Origin of the sequence: Streptomyces sp. NPDC051133, assembly GCF_040682635.1 — a bacterium.
Classification (GTDB): Bacteria; Actinomycetota; Actinomycetes; order Streptomycetales; family Streptomycetaceae; genus Streptomyces.
Map to the genome: position 1 here is coordinate 1 of NZ_JBFBBK010000068.1, position 18,042 is coordinate 18,042.

16 protein-coding genes are annotated in these 18,042 nt (G+C 72.7%); 9 read left to right on the forward strand and 7 right to left on the reverse strand.

Translation table 11 applies throughout. The features are described 5' to 3' along the window. Positions 1 to 146: 146 nt before the first annotated feature. From hemG to AB0N17_RS40305, 3 genes are all read right to left on the reverse strand, one after another. Positions 147 to 1,637, reverse strand: a complete 1,491-nt coding sequence (gene hemG, locus AB0N17_RS40295) for a protoporphyrinogen oxidase (protein WP_366016643.1) — start codon at positions 1,635 to 1,637, stop codon at positions 147 to 149. 129 nt (positions 1,638 to 1,766) lie between these two features. Continuing rightward, the gene (locus AB0N17_RS40300; protein WP_366016644.1) at positions 1,767 to 3,230 is read right to left on the reverse strand and encodes an FAD-dependent monooxygenase; all 1,464 of its coding nucleotides are present in this window, start codon (positions 3,228 to 3,230) and stop codon (positions 1,767 to 1,769) included. A gap of 44 nt (positions 3,231 to 3,274) precedes the next feature. Then, positions 3,275 to 4,765 (reverse strand): FAD-dependent monooxygenase, encoded by a 1,491-nt coding sequence (locus AB0N17_RS40305; RefSeq protein WP_366016645.1) that lies wholly within the window; start codon positions 4,763 to 4,765, stop codon positions 3,275 to 3,277. A gap of 240 nt (positions 4,766 to 5,005) precedes the next feature. On the opposite strand from AB0N17_RS40305, the gene AB0N17_RS40310 reads away from it, so the two are divergent. The 3 genes from AB0N17_RS40310 (at position 5,006) to AB0N17_RS40320 (ending at position 7,008) form a co-directional block, all read left to right on the forward strand. Next, positions 5,006 to 5,734, forward strand: coding sequence for an SDR family oxidoreductase (locus AB0N17_RS40310; protein ID WP_366016646.1), 729 nt, complete (start codon positions 5,006 to 5,008; stop codon positions 5,732 to 5,734). 35 nt (positions 5,735 to 5,769) lie between these two features. Continuing rightward, entirely contained in the window at positions 5,770 to 6,039 is a 270-nt protein-coding gene (locus AB0N17_RS40315) for an acyl carrier protein (RefSeq protein ID WP_366016647.1), read from the forward strand. 90 nt (positions 6,040 to 6,129) lie between these two features. Continuing rightward, the gene (locus tag AB0N17_RS40320; protein ID WP_366016648.1) at positions 6,130 to 7,008 is read left to right on the forward strand and encodes an NmrA/HSCARG family protein; all 879 of its coding nucleotides are present in this window, start codon (positions 6,130 to 6,132) and stop codon (positions 7,006 to 7,008) included. Positions 7,009 to 7,017: 9 nt separating this feature from the next. Here the strand turns inward: AB0N17_RS40320 and AB0N17_RS40325 are convergent, their stop codons facing one another. Together AB0N17_RS40325 and fabG are read right to left on the reverse strand one after the other, a co-directional pair. Beyond that, entirely contained in the window at positions 7,018 to 7,635 is a 618-nt protein-coding gene (locus AB0N17_RS40325; RefSeq protein ID WP_366016649.1) for a DsbA family protein, read from the reverse strand. Positions 7,636 to 7,670: 35 nt separating this feature from the next. Continuing rightward, the gene (gene fabG, locus AB0N17_RS40330; RefSeq protein ID WP_366016650.1) at positions 7,671 to 8,456 is read right to left on the reverse strand and encodes a 3-oxoacyl-ACP reductase FabG; all 786 of its coding nucleotides are present in this window, start codon (positions 8,454 to 8,456) and stop codon (positions 7,671 to 7,673) included. Between the two features lie 261 nt (positions 8,457 to 8,717). Between fabG and AB0N17_RS40335 the strand changes: the two genes are divergently transcribed. The 6 genes from AB0N17_RS40335 (at position 8,718) to AB0N17_RS40360 (ending at position 15,758) form a co-directional block, all read left to right on the forward strand. Further along, positions 8,718 to 9,746: a methyltransferase gene (locus AB0N17_RS40335; protein WP_366016651.1), complete on the forward strand. Its 1,029-nt coding sequence runs from the start codon at positions 8,718 to 8,720 to the stop codon at positions 9,744 to 9,746. 49 nt (positions 9,747 to 9,795) lie between these two features. Next, positions 9,796 to 11,271, forward strand: coding sequence for an FAD-dependent monooxygenase (locus AB0N17_RS40340; protein ID WP_366016652.1), 1,476 nt, complete (start codon positions 9,796 to 9,798; stop codon positions 11,269 to 11,271). 62 nt (positions 11,272 to 11,333) lie between these two features. Then, the gene (locus AB0N17_RS40345; RefSeq protein WP_366016653.1) at positions 11,334 to 12,293 is read left to right on the forward strand and encodes an aromatase/cyclase; all 960 of its coding nucleotides are present in this window, start codon (positions 11,334 to 11,336) and stop codon (positions 12,291 to 12,293) included. Further along, complete coding sequence (locus tag AB0N17_RS40350; RefSeq protein WP_366016654.1) at positions 12,290 to 13,441, forward strand: FAD-dependent monooxygenase; 1,152 nt, start codon at positions 12,290 to 12,292, stop codon at positions 13,439 to 13,441. Before AB0N17_RS40345 ends, AB0N17_RS40350 begins: the two co-directional genes overlap by 4 nt. 23 nt (positions 13,442 to 13,464) lie before the next feature. Next, positions 13,465 to 14,955: an FAD-dependent monooxygenase gene (locus AB0N17_RS40355; RefSeq protein ID WP_366016655.1), complete on the forward strand. Its 1,491-nt coding sequence runs from the start codon at positions 13,465 to 13,467 to the stop codon at positions 14,953 to 14,955. Between the two features lie 59 nt (positions 14,956 to 15,014). After that, positions 15,015 to 15,758: an antibiotic biosynthesis monooxygenase gene (locus AB0N17_RS40360; protein ID WP_366016656.1), complete on the forward strand. Its 744-nt coding sequence runs from the start codon at positions 15,015 to 15,017 to the stop codon at positions 15,756 to 15,758. Positions 15,759 to 15,822: 64 nt separating this feature from the next. Here AB0N17_RS40360 and AB0N17_RS40365 read toward each other — a convergent pair whose 3' ends face one another. Continuing rightward, positions 15,823 to 17,706 carry a hypothetical protein gene (locus AB0N17_RS40365; RefSeq protein WP_366016657.1) on the reverse strand — a complete coding sequence of 628 codons (1,884 nt, stop codon included), beginning with the start codon at positions 17,704 to 17,706 and terminating at the stop codon, positions 15,823 to 15,825. Continuing rightward, positions 17,703 to 18,038, reverse strand: coding sequence for a 4Fe-4S dicluster-binding protein (locus AB0N17_RS40370; protein ID WP_366016658.1), 336 nt, complete (start codon positions 18,036 to 18,038; stop codon positions 17,703 to 17,705). The genes AB0N17_RS40365 and AB0N17_RS40370 overlap by 4 nt, the downstream gene beginning before the upstream one ends. Between the last annotated feature and the right edge of the window lie 4 nt (positions 18,039 to 18,042).

The window sequence follows — 18,042 nt, forward strand, 5'->3', positions numbered from 1 at the left end:
GGCGTCCGATTACCAGGTGTTTGAAGCGCCGACACACGCGCCGACTTGGCCGAGCAGTCCCGCACAGCCGAGCGGGAGCGGTCAGCCCGGTCGCCGGGCACGGCCACTTGTGTGCCCGGAACGACGGACGTTCCGGGCGGGCTCGCTCAGACGGCTGCCGCGACCGTACGGCCGGCGGCGTCCGCATCCTTGTCCTTCTTCAGCCAGGCGAGCACCTGGTCGGCGGCCTTGCGCGCGGTCGCCATGCAGACACCGACGCCCACACCGTCGTACAGCGCACCGCACACCGCGAGGCCCGGCTGGGCCGCCACCGCGTCCCGGATCCGCTGCACCCGGTCCAGATGGCCGACGGTGTACTGCGGCAGTGCGTCGGCCCAGCGGCTCACCCGGGTCGCCACCGGGGGACCGGTCACTCCGGTGGCCTCGGCGAGCTCGGCCGTCGCCAGCGCGACCAGATCGGCGTCGTCGCGCTCCAGCAGGTACTCCTCGCCGAGCCGCCCGAGCGAGCAGCGGACGATCTCCACCTCGCCGGCCAGGTGCGGCCACTTCACGGTGGTGAAGGTGACCTCCTTGACCGCCTTGCCCTCCACCGCGGGCACCCGGTAGGCGGCGTAACCGCGGCCGGAGAGCCCGCCGGGGAACGCCGTGCGCGGGTAGGCGAGGGTGACCATCGCGACGCTCGCGTACGGCACCTCGGCGAGCGCCGAGACGGCGGGCGAGGTCCCGGGGACCTGGCCGAGCAGCCGGCTCGCGGGACCGGCCGGCACGGCGACGACGACGGCGTCCGCGTCGATGTGCTCCGCGTCGCCGGCCGCGCCGACGGTCACCCGCCAGCCGTCCGCGGTGCGCTCCAGTGCGCTGACGGCGGCCCCGGTGCGCAGGGACGCGTCCGGCGCCGCCGCCAGCACCTCGCGCACCAGCACGGGGGGCAGCGAGCCGAAGCCGCCCTCGAGCGTGGCGACGCTCACGGGCGGCAGCTTCTCGCCCTCCTGCAGCACCGGCGTCAGCGAGCCCGCCGCGTCCGCGAGCGAGACGTGGCCACGGGCCGCCATGGCCAGCGGGGCCAGCGTGGCCTCGAAGGACAGATCCTCGGCACGGCCGGAGAACACACCGGCGAGGAACGGTTCGACGAGACGGTCCACGACCTCCTGGCCGAGCCGCCCTCCGACGAACGACGCGACCGAGACGTCCCCGTCCCGGTCGGACGAGGGCAGCACCAGGTCCTGCCGGGCGCGGTCGAGCCCCTCCGCGGACAGCACGCCGGACCGGGCCAGGTCGTCCATGTCGCAGGGCACGCCCATGAACTGGCGGTCGGGCTGCTCGCGGATCTCGCCCCTGGTCCAGATCGCCGACGCCGTGACGCCGGCCGACATGATCCGCTCGCCGAGCCCGGCGTCCTTGATCAGCCCGGTGGTCTTGCGGCGGTTGGCGTACAGCGACTCGGCGCCCTCGTCGACCGCGACCCCCGCCACCTCGGAGACCAGCAGTTTTCCGCCGATCCGGGACGAGCCCTCCAGGAGCGTCACCCGGACCGGCTCGTTCCGCAGATGGAACGCCGCCGACAGTCCCGCGATGCCTCCACCGACGATGACCACATGGGGCTTCCCGCTCACCTGATCCCGTTCGCTGCCAGCCATTCCACCAGCTCCTTCATGGTTACGGTGTCGTAGGGCCCGCCTCGGCGCCGACGGTCGACGCCGAGACGGGCGTTCGCAGTGTGACCGGGGGCTCCGGAACCCCGGTCGAGGGCGACTGGACCCCAGGACCTAGGACCGGGGGGTGCCGAACCAGCGGCCGAGCGCCTCGGTGAGGCCGTCGACGCTGCCGGGGGAGGTCCAGGCGACGTACCCGTCGGGGCGTACGAGGACGGCGTCCGCGGCGGGGTCGGTCTCGGTGTCGCTGGCCCAGGTGCCGGTGACGACGTCGAGGCGGTCGTCGAGGCCCTGGGCCTGGCGGGCCAGGGCGGGGTCGGTGGTCAGGAGCAGGCCGTGTCCGGCGTGCAGCAGGTCGGCGACGCGGGCGCGGGTGCCGTCGGGCCGGTTGAGCGCGGCCTGCGGCGGCATGCGCAGGCCGAGCAGCGGGTGGTCGCCCTTGCCGACGTCGTAGCGGATGCCGAGGTTGCTCAGCATGCCGGCCAGGTACGCGGCGGCGTCCGGGTGCGCGACCAGCTCGGTCATGATGCCGCGGACCGGGTCCATGTCCTCGCCGGTGAGCCGCAGTTCGATCGCCGCGCGGGCGTTGCGCGCCAACTGCGCGCCGACCGGCCGGCGTTCGGCGTGGTAGGTGTCCAGCAGGCCGTCCGGGGCCCAGCCGTTGACCGTCGCCGCCAGCTTCCAGCCGAGGTTCACCGCGTCCTGGATGCCCACGCTCAGCCCCTGCGCCATGGCCGGCGGCTGCACGTGCGCGGCGTCACCGGCCAGGAACACCCGGCCGCGCCGGTACTCCGCGGCGGCCCGTGAGGCGTCGGTGAAGCAGCTGATCCACCGGCACCGTCCGTGGTGGATGGACTCGCCGGTGAGCCGCTGCCAGGCGTCGGCGAGGTCGTCGTAGGCGAGGGAGGCGCGGTCCCGCGGCGGCGTCCCGGCCTCGTGCACGACGACCCGGGTGACGCCGTTCTCCAGGTCCATCGCCATGATCATGCTGCCGCCGGGCAGGTTCTCGCCGATGCGCCGCTTGCGGGTCTCGATCCCGGTGACGTCGGCGGTGAGGAAGCCGCGCGTGCCCTCGGTGCCGGGGAAGCCGATCCCGGCGAGCTTGCGCACCGAACTGCGCCCGCCGTCGCAGCCGATGAGAAAGCCGGCGCTGTCCTCGCGGGTGCCGTCGGACCCTTCGACGCTCACCACGACGGCGTCGGCGGTCTCCTGGAAGCCGGTCACCTCGTAGCCGCGCAGGACCGGCACGCCCAGCTCGGTCACCCAGTCCTCCAGCATCCGCTCGGTGCGGAACTGGGAGACGCCCCGGTGCCCGTAGTGGTCCTCCGCCAGCATGCCGAGGTCGATCCGGACCCCGCCGAAGTGGCTGTCGGCGCGCTCGGTCTCGCCGAGCCGGCCGAGCAGGCCCCGCTGGTCGAAGCATTCGGCGGTGCGCTTGGTGAAGCTCGCGCCGCGCGACTCGCGGGGCGGGGCGGGAAGCCGCTCGTAGACGACGACGTCAACGCCGCGCAGCCGGAGTTCGCCCGCCGCCATCAGCCCCACCGGGCCGGCACCGACGACGATCACATCCCTGGCCATGTGTAACGCTCCTCTTCCGATGGGGTTCTCGTCGATGGCGCCGGTCACCGGCCGGCGGGCTGGGGGACGCGTGCGGTGCCGAACCAGCGGCCGAGCGCCTCGGTGAGGCCGTCGGCGCTGCCGGGGGAGGTCCAGGCGACGTAGCCGTCGGGGCGTACGAGGACGGCGTCCGCGGCGGGGTCGGTCTTGGTCTCGGTGGTCCAGGTGCCGGTGACGACGTCGAGGCGGTCGTCGAGGCCCTGGGCCTGGTGGGCCAGGGCGGGGTCGGTGGTCAGGAGCAGGCCGTGTCCGGCGTGCAGCAGGTCGGCGACGCGGGCGCGGGTGCCGTCGGGCCGGGTGAGCGCGGTCTGCGGCGGCATGCGCAGGCCGAGCAGCGGGTGGTCGCCCTTGCCGACGTCGTAGCGGATGCCGAGGCCGCTGACGATCCCGGCGACCTGTTCCGCCGCGTCCTTGTGGGCCAGCAGCTCGCCCATGACCTCGCGGACCGGGTCCATGACGGAGTCACCGAGGTAGATCTTCGACGCGGCCTGGGCGTTGCGGATCAACTCCCGTCCGACCGGGTGCCGTTCGGCGTGATAGGTGTCGAGCAGACCCTCGGGCGCCCAGCCCTTGACCGTTGCGGCGAGCTTCCAGCCGAGGTTGGCGGCGTCCTGCAGTCCGGCGCTGAGCCCCCACGCGGCCAGCGGCGGGATCTCGTGCGCGGCGTCGCCCGCCAGGAGCACCCGGCCGCGCCGGTACTCCTCGGCCAGCGCGGCGGAGTTGCCGGTGGCCCACAGCCACTGGGGCCGCGCGTGGTCGATGGACTCACCGGTGAGCCGCCGCCAGGCGTCGGCGACCTCGGCGAAGGTCAGCGCGCCCGGGTCCGGGCGGGTGGGCAGGGACAGGTCGTGGATGATGATGCGGAAGCGGCCCTCGCCCACCGGGGTGCACACCACCATGGAGCCGCCGGGCAGCCGCTCGCCGATCGGCCGGGGCCGCAGGGCGACGCCGGTGATCTCCGTGGTGTACATGCCCCGGGTGGGCTCCCAGCCGGGCGCGGGAATGCCGGCCAGCGTCCGCACGGCACTTCCCACGCCGTCACAGCCGACCACGTACGCGGCGCTCTCCTCGCCGGGGCCGTCGGGGCCGGTGAAGGAGACCACGACGCCGTCGGGGGTCTCGCGCAGCCCCGTCACCTCGTGGCCGCGGCGCACCGGGACGCCGAGGTCGGCCAGCCAGCCGCCGAGCGCCTCCTCGGTCCGGGCCTGGGACAGGCCCAGCACCCCGCTGTGGTCGTCGTCGAGCATGCCGAGGTCGAAACGGACCCCGCCGAAGTGCCCCATCGGGCCCCAGCGGAACTCGCCCAGCCGCTCCAGCAGTCCGCGCTGGCCCAGCGTCTCGGCGGCCCGCCGGTTGAACCCGAGCGCACGGGACTCCCCGGACGGGCCGGGCAGCTTGTCGTGGACGACGACGTCCACCCCGGCCAGGCGTAGCTCGCCGGCGAGCAGCAGGCCGACAGGCCCGGCACCGACCACTATGACGTCAGCATTTCTCATATTCAGGCCCTCTGCGCTGTGGCAATAGTTGGCCATTGGGAAGCTACCGAGGGCCATGTTCGACCGCAATGAAAGGCAATACGGGAACGCCGTCCAGCGTTCGACCGCGGATTCAGCACGCTTGAACGCGGATTCTGAACAGTTGAACGCCGGGTTCAATGGCAATGTCAGAGGTGCCCCCGGCTTTCGCCTCTTACTACCTTGAATGCGAGAGCAATTCGGACCGCGAAAGGAAAAGACGTGCCTGCTGAGAAGGTCGCGCTCGTCACGGGCGCCAACAAGGGCATCGGCTTCGCCGTCGCACGGCAGCTCGGTGAGCAGGGGATCGTCGTCCTCGTCGGCGCGCGGGACGAGGTGCTCGGCAAGCAGGCCGCCGGCGCGCTCGCCGGTGACGGTATCGCGGCGGAGCCGCTCCGGCTCGACGTGACGGACCCGGCCTCCGTGGCCGAGGCCGCCGCCGCGATCGAGCGGCGCCACGGCCGCCTGGACATCCTGGTCAACAACGCGGGCGTCGCCGGCGGCTTCACCGGGGCGCCGAGCGAGGCGACCGCCGCCGATCTGCGGGAGGTGTACGAGACCAACGTCTTCGGCGTGGTCACCGTGACGCACGCGATGCTGCCGCTGCTGCGCCGCTCCCCGGCCGGACGCATCGTCAACCTGTCCAGCCACACGGCGTCCCTGACCCTGACGGCGGCCCCGGGCTCCCCGCTGGCCGGCCTCAACATGATCGCCTACCAGTCCTCGAAGACCGCGCTGAACGCGGTCACGGTCGCCTACGCCAAAGAGCTGCGCGAGACCCCGATCAAGGTCAACGCCGCCCTCCCCGGAGTGGTGGCCACGGACATCAACCACCACCGCGGTCACCGCACACCCGCCGAGGGAGCGGGGATCGCGGTCCGGCTCGCCCTGCTGGACGAGGCCGGCCCGTCGGGCCAGTGCCTGGCGGACGAGGGACCCGTTCCGTGGTAGCGCGGGACGGCACCGACTAACAGAGAGGCACGGCATTGCTCCAGATCACGATCAGCGAGCTGCAGACCATCATGCGCGAGTGCGCGGGGGAGGCCGAGGACGCGCTGCCGCTGGAGGAGGCGCCCGAGCGTCCCTTCGAGGAGCTCGGCTACGACTCCCTCGCGCTGCTCGAGACCTACAGCAGGATCGAGCGGGACTACGGCATAGAGCTCTGTGAGGACGAGCTCGGCGCGATCAACACCGCTCAGGCACTGGTCGACCTCACCAACTCGCTGCTGCAGCTGAAGGTGATGTCCGCGGCCTGATCGCGCACGGGCCCACGGCCGTTCGCGGCCCACACATCTGATCGCCGGGCCGGGTGAGGACCCGGCGGACACAAGACATGGAGACGGAAAGTGGCGGTTGAAGGAACGATCCTGGTGCTGGGGGGTACCGGCCGGCAGGGCGGGGCGGTGGCCCGTGAGCTGCTGCGGCGCGGACACACCGTGCACGCCCTGGTCCGCGACCCGGAGAAGGCCGAGGCCCGGGAGCTTCAGCAGGCGGGCGCGCGGCTGGTCCGCGGTGACATGGACGACGCGGCGTCGCTGGCGGCGGCGATGGAGGGCGTCCACGGAGTGTTCAGCGTCCAGACGTTCCGGGGCCCCGGCGGCGTCGAGGCCGAGGAGCGGCAGGGCAGGGCGGTGGCCGACGCGGCGGTCCGGGCCGGCGTACGGCACTTCGTGTACAGCTCGGTCGGCGGCGCGGACCGGGACACCCGGGTGCCGCACTTCGAGAGCAAGCTGAGGATCGAGCGGTACCTGGAGACGCTGGACCTGCCGACGACGGTGCTGCGGCCGGTCATGTTCCACGACATTCTCCTCGACATCGCTCCCCGCCCGGTGGAGGGCGAGCTGGTGCTGGCCATGTGGCTGGACCCGCGCACCCCGGTGCAGCTCATCGCGACCAGCGACATCGGCGCGTTCGCCGCGGACGCCTTCGACGACCCGCGGGCCTGGATCGGACGGGTGGTGGAGATCGCCGGCGAGGAGCTGACCGGACCGCAGATGGCCGCGGCGTTCGAGGCCGCGTCCGGGGTGCCGACCCGCTTCCAGCAGCTGCCCATCGAGCCGCTGCGCGCCGCCCGCCCGGACCTCGCCAACATGTTCGACTGGTTCGAGCGCGACGGCTACCACGCCGACCTGCCGGAACTGCGCCGGAACAGGCCGGACCTGGTGTCGCTGGAGACCTGGCTGAGCGCCAACTGGACCGCCCCCCTGGTCGGTTCCCGGAGCTGACCGCGGTGGTCAGGTGAAGATCGGGTCGCGGGTACGGGTGCGCTTGAGTTCGAAGAAACCATCGGTCCCGGCCACGGCGAGGAAGCCGTCCCAGAGCCGCAGCGCGGCCTCGCCGCGCGGGGTCGGGGTGACCACGGGCCCGAAGAACGCCACGTCGCCCACCGCGATGACAGGGGTGCCCACGTCGGTGCCGACGCGGCCGATGCCGTCGTTGTGAGAGGCGCGCACCGCGCCGTCGAACGCGTCGGAGCCGGCCGCGTCGGCCAGGGCGGGATCCAGGTCCGCGGCGGTCAGGGCCGCCGCGTACGTGGACCGCTCCTTGGGCGCCTTCCCGAGATGGAACCGGGTGCCGAGTTCGGTGTACAGCCGCCCGAGCACCCCGGATCCGTACCGCTGCTCGGCGGCGGCGCAGACCCGCACCGCCTCCAGGCGCAGGGCCAGGTCCCGGTGCCAGCGCTCGGGCAGGTTCTCGCGCCCCTCGTTGAGCACGGTCAGGCTCATGAGGCGCCAGCGGACGTCGAGGGGCCGCTGCCGCGCGACCTCGAGGATCCAGCGGGAGGTCAGCCAGGCCCAGGGACAGGTCGGGTCGAACCAGAAATCCACCGGGATCGGGGTGTCGTGCGGCAACGTCGGCCTCCTTGAACGGTCCGGTCGAATCGCGGTCAGTAGTTTCCGAGGCCGCCGCAGACGTTGATCGCCTGCGCGGTCACCGGCGCCGCCGCGTCGGACACCAGGTAGGAGACGAGGCCGGCCACCTCCTCGGGGGTGGAGTAGCGACCGAGCGGGATCTTCGCCTGGAAGCGCTCCAGGATCGCCGCCTCGGTCGTCTCGTGGTGGGCGGCGTACCCCTGCCGCACGCGCTGCGCCATCGGCGTCTCCACGTAGCCGGGGCAGACGGCGTTGACCGTCACGCCCGTCTTGGCGAGCTCCAGCCCGAGCGCCTTGGTGAAGCCGACGACGCCGTGCTTGGACGCCGAATAGGGGGCGCCGAGCACCACACCCTGCTTACCGCCCGTGGAGGCGATGTTGATGATGCGGCCCCAGCCACGCTCGACCTGCTCGCCCGCCCTGAGAACGGCGCGCGTCATCAGGAAGACGCTGTTCAGATTGGTGTCGATCACGTCGTACCAGAGCTCGTCGTCGATCTCGGAGGTCGTGCCGCCGCCGCTGCGGCCGGCGTTGTTGACCAGGACGTCGACGCGCCCGTAGCGCTCGACCACCGTGTCGACGAGCGTGGCGACCTCGGCCGGCTTGCGGACGTCGGTGGCCAGGCCGTCGGCGTCGTGGCCGTCCGCCCGCAGCTTGTCGACCGTCTCCCGGACGGTCTCGGGGTTCCGCGCGCACAGGAAGACCCTGAGCCCCTGGCTCGCGAGCTGCTCGGCGATCGCGAGGCCGATTCCGCTCGTGCCGCCGGTGATCAGCGCCACCTTCTGTCCGTTGTCCGCCATTCCGCGTGCTCCTTCTCGGGTGTATGCCGGGCCCGAACAACCTGGCAACGAGGGCCGGATTCCCGGTCGAGGGCCGGTGGAGGTGCTTTCCGTTCAACCGCCCGGATTCGCCAGTTGAACGTTCGAGAAGCCTCGAGAACGGCCGGAAACGTTCGAGAACGTTCGAGGTGGCAATTTCCAATAATTCAAGCGGTTGCGGGGCCGAGAAGCGGCCACCTATCGTCTGGGAATACGTGAAAAAGGCGCTCTGAAGGGAAAGCAATGTCCGTATCGCCCGAGGCCCGTGACCAGTCCGACTCGTACGCGCTGCTCAATGTCATTCAGGGTGCCGTGATTACCCAGGCGATTTTCGTCGCCGCCAAGCTGGGTGTCGCGGACGTGCTCGCCGACGGGCCGCTGCCCGTCCAGGACATCGCCCAGCGGGTCGGCTCGGACGCCAAGGCGACCCACCGGATCCTGCGCGCGCTCGCCGGCCACGGCATCTTCGCGGTCCGCCCCGACGGCAGTTACGAGAACACCGCGCTGTCCGAGAAGCTCCGCGAGGACGTGGCGGACTCGATGCGCGGCTTCGGCCTGCTGATGGGCCACCCGCTGCTGTGGGAGGAGTTCGGCCACCTGATCACCACCGTGCGGACCGGTGAGCCCAACCTGCCCAAGCTGCGCGGCAAGGGCGCGCTGGACTTCTTCCACGCCACCCCCGAGTACGCGGCCGTGTTCTTCCAGGCCTTCGGCCAGCTCTCCGAGTCGGAGACCGGCCCGATCCTGGACGCCTACGACTTCTCCCAGTTCGGCACGGTCGTGGACGTCGTCGCCGGCCGGGGCAACCTGCTCGCGGGCATCCTCCAGCAGGCGCCGGGCGTCAAGGGCGTGCTGTACGACTCCGAGATCGCCACCGTGGACTCGCAGGCCTACTTCGAGGCGGCCGGCGTCGCCGACCGGTTCACCATCACGCACGGCGGCTACCTCGACAAGCTGCCGGCCGGCGGTGACGCCTACCTGTTCAAGCACATCATCCACGACTTCTCCGAGGAAGACGCCGTGACGGCCCTGCGCAACGCGCGCGAGGCGATCGGCCCCGACGGCAAGCTGCTCGTCATCGAGTACGTGCTCCCGGAGCACAACGAGAACCACCTGGGCCACACCATCGACCTCTGGCTGATGCTCATGCTCGGCGCCCAGGACCGCACCCTCGCCGAGTACACCGAGCTGTTCGCCAAGGCCGGCTTCAAGGTCACCAGGGCCGTCCCCACCTCCGCGCCGATCTCGATCATCGAGGCGATCCCGGTCTGATCCCCGAGGGGCCCCGTCGCGGAAGCCGAGGCTCAGGACAGGAAGAATCATGGATACCGATGTCATTGTGGTCGGGGCGGGTCCGGCGGGACTGACGCTCGCGGCAGAGCTCCGCCTCGGCGGCGTCGACGTCATCGTCTTCGAGCAGCGGGCCGAGCGCAGCTGGGAGTCGCGGGGCATCGGCTTCACCGCGCGCGCCACCGAGATGTTCCACCAGCGCGGGATCCTGGAGCGCCTGGAGAACATCGAGATCACCCGGCGGGGGCACTTCGGCGGCCTCCCGATCGACTACGGGGTGCTGGAGGGCTCGCACTTCGGCGTCCGCGGCGCACCCCAGTACAAGATCGAGGAGATGCTGGAGAACCGGGCGCTGGAGCTGGGCGCGACCCTGCGCCGCGGCTACGAGCTGACCGGTCTGACCGACACCGGCGACGGCGTCACCGCGATCGTCCGCGGCCCGGACGGACTAGAGGAGTACTCCGCCCGTCACCTGGTGGGCTGCGACGGCGGGCGGAGCACGGTCCGGCACCTGGCGGGCTTCGAGTTCGCCGGCTCCGATGCCACCCGCGAGATGTACCTGGCGGACGTCCGCGGCTGCGACATCAAGGCGCGGATGATCGGCGAGCTGCTGCCGAACGGCATGATCATGGCCGCGCCGCTGGAGCAGGGCTACACCCGCATCATCGTCTGCGAGAACGGCACCCGGCCGGACCCCGGCCGCGAGGTGACGTTCACTCAGGTCGCGGACGCCTGGCAGCGGCTGACCGGGGACTCGATCCACCACGGCGACGCCCGCTGGGTGAGCCGCTTCACCGACGCCACCCGGCAGGCCACCGAGTACCGGCGGGGCCGGGTGCTGCTGGCCGGGGACGCCGCGCACATCCACCTGCCCGCCGGCGGACAGGGGCTGAGCGTCGGCGTGCAGGACGCCTTCAACCTCGGCTGGAAGCTGGCGGCGACGGTGCGCGGCAGCGCCCCCGAGGGCCTGCTCGACACCTACCACGCCGAGCGCCACCCGGTGGGCGCGCGCCTGCTGCGCAACACCCTCGCCCAGGGGACGCTCAACCTCACCGGCAGGTCGGTCCTGCCGCTGCGCGCCGTCCTGGCGGAACTCATCGAACTCCCGTCGGTGGCACGTCATCTGTCGGGCATGGTGAGCGGCTTCGACATCCGCTACGACCTGGGCGGCACCGGCCCGGACCGGCCGGCGCACCCGCTGCTCGGCACCCGCATGGCCGACCGCGAGCTGGACCTCGCCGACGGCGGCCACGACCGGATCGCGCGGCTGCTGCACCCCGCCCGGGGCGTCCTGATCACCTCCGACGCCTCGACCGGGACGGCCGCCTCCGGCTGGACGGACCGGGTGGACGTGGTCCGGGTGCGCGCCTTCCCGCCCGGACCGGAGGAGGGCGCGGCCGCGACCGGGTCGGTGCTGCTGCGTCCCGACGGTTACGTGGCATGGACGGCACCGGACGGAGGCGACCTCGCCGCGGCGCTGCGGCGCTGGTTCGGCGAGGCCCGCTGAGCGTCCCCGGGCGGACGGCCGGCGCCCCCTCGCGGCACCCCCTTACCGATTGGAGAAGAACCGTGACCGAGACCCCGGTCCGCGCAACGGAACACAGCATCGACGTGGCCGCCCCCGCCGAGACGGCGTACGCCATCGTCGCGGACGTCGCCAGGTGGCCCGAGACCTTTCCCCCGACCGTGCACGCCGAGGTCGTCGAGAGGGACGGCGACGCGGAGCTGATCCGGCTCTGGGCGACCGCCAACGGCGCCGCCAAGACCTGGACCTCCCGGCGCGTGCACGACCCCGCCCGGCTGCGCGTGTCGTTCCGTCAGGAGCGCTCGCAGCACCCGGTCGGCGGCATGGGCGGCGAGTGGGTGGTGGAGCCCGTCTCCGCGACCTCCTGCCGGGTGCGCCTGCTGCACGACTTCCACGCGGCGACCGACGACCCCGCCGACCTCGACTGGATCAGCCAGGCGGTCGACCGCAACAGCGCCTCGGAGCTGCGGGCGCTGAAGGCGAGCGCCGAGGCGGCCGGCTCGGACGAGCTGCTCACCTTCGACGACACCGTGACGGTGGACGGCAGCGGCAAGGACGTCTACGACTTCCTCAACGAGGCGAACCTCTGGCAGGAGCGGCTGCCGCACGTCGCCCGGGTGTCGCTGGAGGAGGACGAACCCGGCCTGCAGATCCTGGAGATGGACACCCGCACCAAGGACGGCAGCACCCACACCACGCGGTCCGTGCGGGTGTGCCGGCCGGCGACGAGCATCGTGTACAAGCAGATCGTCCTGCCCGCGCTGATGACGCTGCACACCGGGCGCTGGCTCATCGAGGAGCGCGCCGGCGGCGGGGTGTCGGTGACCTCCCGGCACACGGTGCGGATCAACACCGAGAACATCACCAAGGTGCTCGGCGCCGACGCCACGGTCGAGACCGCCCGGCAGTTCGTCCGTACCGCGCTGAGCGGCAACAGCCTGGCCACCCTGGGCCTGGCGAAGGCCTACGCCGAGAGTGCCGGCGGCGGGCGCACGGAGTCGTGAACCCGACCCGGGCGGCGGCGCCGGTCGTGGTCGTCGGCGCGGGCCCCGTCGGGCTGCTGCTGGCCTGCGAACTGAGGCGGGCCCGGGTCCCGGTGGTCGTCGTGGAGCGGCTGGCCGAGCCGATGACCGAGTCCCGGGCCAGCCAGCTCACCACGCGCACCGCCGAGCTGCTGCACGAGCGCGGATTCGACGCGCTGCTCGCCGGGGCCGCGCACGAACCCCGGACGCACTTCGGCGGCCTGGGGTTCGCGCTGTCCCAGGTGGACAGCGCCTACGCCGGCAACTGGAAGGTGCCCCAGTACCGCACCGAGGCCGCCCTGGGCGCACGCGCCGCGGAGCTGGGCGCGACGGTGCTGCGCGCCCGCGAACTGACCGGCCTCGACGCGCAACCGGACCATGTCCGCTGCGAGATCCAGGGCCCCGGCGGCCCGCTGCGGATCCGCGCGCGGTACGTCGTGGGCTGCGACGGCGCGCACAGCGCCGTACGCCGGCTGGCCGCCTTCCCCGTGACGGCCACGGCGGCGACCAAGGAACTGCTGCGGGCCGACGTCACCGGCCTCGGCATCCGCGACCGCCGGTTCGAACGGCTCCCCGGCGGCTTCGCGGTGGCGGCGACCCGGGACGGCGTCACCCGCGTGATGGTGCACCCGTTCGGCACCGGCCCGCGCGACCGTCCGGGACCGCCCGCGTTCGAGGAGGTCGTCCGGGCCTGGGCACGGGTGACCGGCGAGGACGTCTCCGGCGGCACGCCCCGGTGGCTGGACGCCTTCGACAACGGCAAGGGGCAGGCCGACGCCTACCGGCGCGGCCGGATCCTGCTGGCCGGCGACGCCGCCCACTGGCATGCGCCGGTCGGCGGCCAGGCGCTCAACACCGGCCTGCAGGACGCCGTCAGTCTGGCCCGGCACCTCGCCGCGGCCGTGCACGAACGCACCGCACCCGGGTTCCTGGACGCCTACCACGACGAACGGCATCCCGTCGCCGCCCGGGTGCTCGACCATGTCGCGGCCCAGGAACAGCTCATGTTCGGCGGCCCCGAGGCCGAGCCGCTGCGCGCGGTGCTCTCCGAGCTGATCGGCCTCGACCAGGTCCGCGCCCATCTGACGGCGCTGGCGAGCAACCTCGACGACCGGTTTCGACAGTTTTGACGGACAGATACGGATACCCAGGGATGGCGGGACAGACAGTGCAGGACTTCGACACAGACGTGATCATCGTGGGGGCGGGCCCCACCGGGCTCATGCTCGCGGGCGAACTGCGCCTCGCGGGCATCGAGGCCGTCGTACTGGAACGGCTGACCGAGCCGATGCGGCAGTCGCGCGCGCTCGGCTTCTCGGCCCGGACCATGGAGGAGTTCGCCCAGCGCGGGCTGCTGGAGGACTTCGGTGACCTCGGTGTCATCCCGGTCGGTCACTTCGGCGGCATGCCGCTCGACTACACCATCGTGCCGGGCGGCAACTTCGGCGTGCGCGGGGTGCCGCAGGCACTCACCGAACGCATCGTCCACAAGTGGGCGGCCGGCCTCGGCGCCGACATCCGCCGCGGCTGGGAGCTGTCCGGGCTGACCGCCACGGACGACGCGGTGGAGGTCCGGGCCGACACCCCGGACGGGCCGCGCACCCTGCGGGCCGGCTACGTGGTGGGCTGTGACGGCGCCCGCAGCGCGGTGCGCCGCCTCGCCGGCATCGAGTTCCCCGGCTACCCGGCCACCCTCGAGATGCTGATGGCCGACGTCACCGGCGTCCAGGTGCGGCTGCGTCCCACCGGTGAGCTCGGCGAGGCGGGCATGGTCGTCGTGCTGCCCGTCGGCCCGGACACCACCCGCGTCGTCGTCTTCGAGCGGGGCGCCGGCGTACGCCCGACGTCGGAGCCGCCCTCCTTCCAGGAAGTGGCCGACTCCTTCAAGCGGGTCACCGGCGACGACATCAGCGCCGGCACCCCGGTGTGGCTCAGCTACTTCACCGACGCCAGCCGGCAGGCCGCCCGGTACCGCGCCGGCCGCGTGTTCCTGGCGGGCGACGCGGCGCACATCCACATGCCGATCGGCGCGCAGGGCATCAGCGCGGGCGTGGGCGACGCCGTCAACCTCGGCTGGAAGCTCGCCGCCGAGATCCGCGGCGACGCTCCCGAGGGGCTGCTGGACACGTACCACACCGAGCGGCACCGGGTCGCCGACCGCATCCTGGCCAACACCCTCGCGCAGCGCAGCCTGTACCTCGGCGGCCCCGAGATGGAGCCGATGCGGGCGGTCTTCGCCGAGCTGCTGGCGTACGAGGACGTCCAGGAGCACCTGGTCGGACTGGTCTCCGGTCTCGACATCACCTACGACGCCGCACCCGGCGACCACCCGCTGCTCGGCCGCCGGCTGCCGGACTTCCCGCTGATCGGCCCGGACGGCGGGACGACCGCCTACGCACTGCTGCACGGCGGGCGCGGCTACGTCCTCGACCTGCGCGGCGACGGCGACGTGAGCGCCGCGGCCGAGCCGTGGACGGACCGGATCGGCGTCGTCACCTCCGCTTCCCGGCCCGAGGGCGCGCTCGCGGACGTCGAGGCGCTGCTGGTCCGGCCCGACGGCTACGTCGCCTGGATCGGCTCCGGCGGATCCGGGGCGGCCGGCCTGACGGACGCCCTGAGCCGCTTCTTCGGCGCCGCCCGCTGACCGGCGTCCCCCGCCGGCCGAGCACGACATCACCCAAGTAACCGACCGCAGGAGAGACCATGCCGTTCATCAACCCCGAGGCCGGGCACCTGACCGTCCTCAACCTGTTCAAGACCGACACCCGCCCCCGCGTGGACACGCTGGTCAAGGAGATGTCGAAGATCGTCGACACGGCGGCGTTCCCCGGCTGGATCTCCAGCACCGTGCACCGCGGCGAGGAGAAGCCGGGCACCCTGAACTTCATCCAGTGGCGGGGCATGCAGGACCTGGAGTCGCGTTACAACGACAGCGAGTTCAAGCACCACACCGTCCCGGTGTTCCGGGAGATCACGACCTACGTCCGTCTGATGCAGACCGAGGTGGAGTCCAGCCTGCGCCACCCCGCGCTGGGTGACGTCACCGAGGTCTCGCCGGCCCGCGACGACTACACGGTCATCGAGGTCCTCGGCGTGGACCCGGCCGAGCAGGGCGCCCTGGTCGCCGCGCAGGCCACCGCGCACGACTGGCTGGTGGACGTCCCCGGTTACCGTTCGCAGACCGTGCTGCGCGGCATCCGCTCGCGCAACCTGGAGGGCGGCGACCGCACCCTGGCGACCGTGGGCGCGGACCGTGACTTCGTCGTGGTCTACTCCCAGTGGGACGGCAAGGAGGCCTACGACGCCTTCCGCACGCAGGACGAGTCCGAGTGGGCCGCCGTGCGCCGCACCTTCCAGGACAAGCGGAACTCGCTGACGACGAGCGCCGACTGGAACAGCTACCGAGCCGTGCACACCCGCTCCGCGACCGAGCCCGCGGCGGTCTGACCTCCCGGACACGGCACACACGAGGGCCCCTGGCGAAATGCCAGGGGCCCTCGGTGTCGTCCGGTCAGCCGGCGATCCTGTCGCGGTGCCAGGCGGAGTCGAACGAGGTGACCTCGATGCGCGCACCGCCGGCGACCAGCGTGGCGGCCAGGCTCGTCGCCTGCGCGACGAACGCGGACACCCGGTGTGCCGCCAGCAGGTCCTGCTCGTCGAAGGGCAGTCCCTCGCAGCGCAGCAGCCGCAGGTCCATGAAGCCGTTGAACGTGCGGCCCAGCACCCGCACCGGCTGCGGGCTGCGGACGGTGAAGCGCACCCGGGCCGCGACATGACCGTTGTGGTGCTGGTCGGAGTAGTACGCGATGTCCGGGATCACCGGCGGCACGAAGTGGTCGCGCGCCGCGATCTCGGGGATCTTCGGCAGGTTGCCGACCAGGAAGTGCCACGAGTTGTACTGCATCCGCGAGGAGATGGCCCACGAGGTGTCGGCCAGCCGCGCGGCGGAGCCGCCGAAGAGGCGGCGGGAGTCCTGCGACGGGACGACACAGCAGAAGAAGTGCGGGATCTCCCAGCCGGCGATGGTGGCGTACGCCTCCGCGCGCAGCGCCTCGATCAGCGCGGGCAGCGACCGCATCCCCCGGCTCATCGCGAAGTCGGCGTCGAACACCGCCGTCGCCGCGCGCACCGTCTCGTACACCAGGGACTCCAGGCCGGTGCCGAACCCGCCGTGCGGCTCGGCCAGCCAGCCGGGGGACGCCGTGAGCCGTGCGGTCAGCTCCGCGAGATCGGCGCCGGTGACCGGGAGCCGCTCGCGCAGGCGTGCGCACAGCGCGGCCTCCAGCCGTGCCGCGTCGTCCTTGACGGGCCCGGCGACCCGCTCGATCTTGTGCATCAGCGGGCCGTAGATCTCCCGGTAGAGCTGCACGCTCCCCATCAGCTCCCGGCGCCGTACCGCCAGCGCCCCCGCCAGCTCGTCGAGCGCGGCCACCGTGTGCCCGGCCGCGGCCGGGACCGGGGGCAGCGCGCCGGAGGCCGCGTTGTAGGCGGCCCGGGTCCGCTCCAGCAGCAGGGCCACGTGGTCCGGGGTGAGTTGCGTGCCGTTGGCCTCCTCGATCCGGGCGTACCCGGCCGACCGCACCAGCAGCGTCAGGCACACCACCAGGAGCACGTCACCGTCGGACCACAGCTCCAGCGGCACCGAGCCCAGGGTGCTCAACACGCAGTCGGGGTGCCCCGGCCGCAGCGTCTTGCCCGACAGGGTGTTGCGGTCACGGAAGTTGGTGTACTGGCGCTCACCGGCGTACAGGACGAACGGCGCCGTCCTGATCGCCGCCTCCGTCAGATCCCGCAGCAGGGTACGGCGGCCGTCCGCGCCGACGTTCAGCAGCCACTGCCGGCAGTCGGCCACCGACTCCTGCAACCGGTCGGCCGCCAGGGCGAGTTCGACCTGGTAGTCGGCCAGGTCCCCGGCGGTCCACGGCACCCGCAGCACGCCGTCGACCAGGTCGGCCGCGCCGCTCAGCGGCGGCTTGGACGGGACCCGGACGACGAGCCGGCCGCTGCGGTCCAGCCCGATCTCGCCGAGGAACGCGGTGGCGGCGCCGTCGGCCCGGTCGGGGGACCGGCCGTCGTTGCGCCACGACCGGCCGACCAGGACCTTCAGCGCCGTCTCGTCCTCGACGGGCAGGGCCCGCAGCTGGATGTCCGCCGGGACGTGCCCGGCGAGCGTGAGCAGCGTGTCCACGGCCGTGGCCAGGTCCGGCGCGGCGAGCGCCTGCTGCCAGGTCTGCCTGAGCAGCGTCGGGAATCCGGCGTCCGGCTCCATCGGGTAGTCCGGCTCGCCCGCGGCACCGGCCGGCCGGCCGAGTCTGCTGGGTCTGCGGCTCTGCCGGGCCTTCGCCAGCGCAGCCTTGCGGGAGAGCGTGGCGTCCGGCTCGGTGGGGAGAGTCATGCGCTTCCCCCGGCCGTCAGGTCGATGTGGTCCCACATCCGGGCCTCGGTGGCGGTCCAGTCCTCGTCGACGTAGATGCAGTCGACGGGGCAGACCATCACGCACTTCGGGCAGCCCGAGCAGAGTTCGGGCACGATCACGACGTTGAGCCCGTCGTCGAAGATCGCGCCGAACTCGGACGGGCAGCTGCGCAGGCACGTGTCACACGTGATGCACTCCGACGTCTCGATCCGGCGCGGTGGTTTCTTCCAGTTCTCGTCGCGGGTCCGCCGCGCGATCCGTTCCGCGCGTCCGTCGGCGGCCACGGACGGCGTGTCCTTCACCTTCGACATGGTG

What these genes read in the sequence shown, in the direction of transcription:
- hemG (WP_366016643.1), bottom strand. Translation starts at nt 1,637, where the DNA reads ATGGCTGGCAGCGAACGGGATCAGGTGAGCGGGAAGCCCCATGTGGTC.
- AB0N17_RS40300 (WP_366016644.1), bottom strand. Translation starts at nt 3,230, where the DNA reads ATGGCCAGGGATGTGATCGTCGTCGGTGCCGGCCCGGTGGGGCTGATG.
- AB0N17_RS40305 (WP_366016645.1), bottom strand. Translation starts at nt 4,765, where the DNA reads ATGAGAAATGCTGACGTCATAGTGGTCGGTGCCGGGCCTGTCGGCCTG.
- fabG (WP_366016650.1), bottom strand. Translation starts at nt 8,456, where the DNA reads ATGGCGGACAACGGACAGAAGGTGGCGCTGATCACCGGCGGCACGAGC.
- AB0N17_RS40335 (WP_366016651.1), top strand. Translation starts at nt 8,718, where the DNA reads ATGTCCGTATCGCCCGAGGCCCGTGACCAGTCCGACTCGTACGCGCTG.
- AB0N17_RS40340 (WP_366016652.1), top strand. Translation starts at nt 9,796, where the DNA reads ATGGATACCGATGTCATTGTGGTCGGGGCGGGTCCGGCGGGACTGACG.
- AB0N17_RS40355 (WP_366016655.1), top strand. Translation starts at nt 13,465, where the DNA reads ATGGCGGGACAGACAGTGCAGGACTTCGACACAGACGTGATCATCGTG.
- AB0N17_RS40360 (WP_366016656.1), top strand. Translation starts at nt 15,015, where the DNA reads ATGCCGTTCATCAACCCCGAGGCCGGGCACCTGACCGTCCTCAACCTG.
- AB0N17_RS40365 (WP_366016657.1), bottom strand. Translation starts at nt 17,706, where the DNA reads ATGACTCTCCCCACCGAGCCGGACGCCACGCTCTCCCGCAAGGCTGCG.
- AB0N17_RS40370 (WP_366016658.1), bottom strand. Translation starts at nt 18,038, where the DNA reads ATGTCGAAGGTGAAGGACACGCCGTCCGTGGCCGCCGACGGACGCGCG.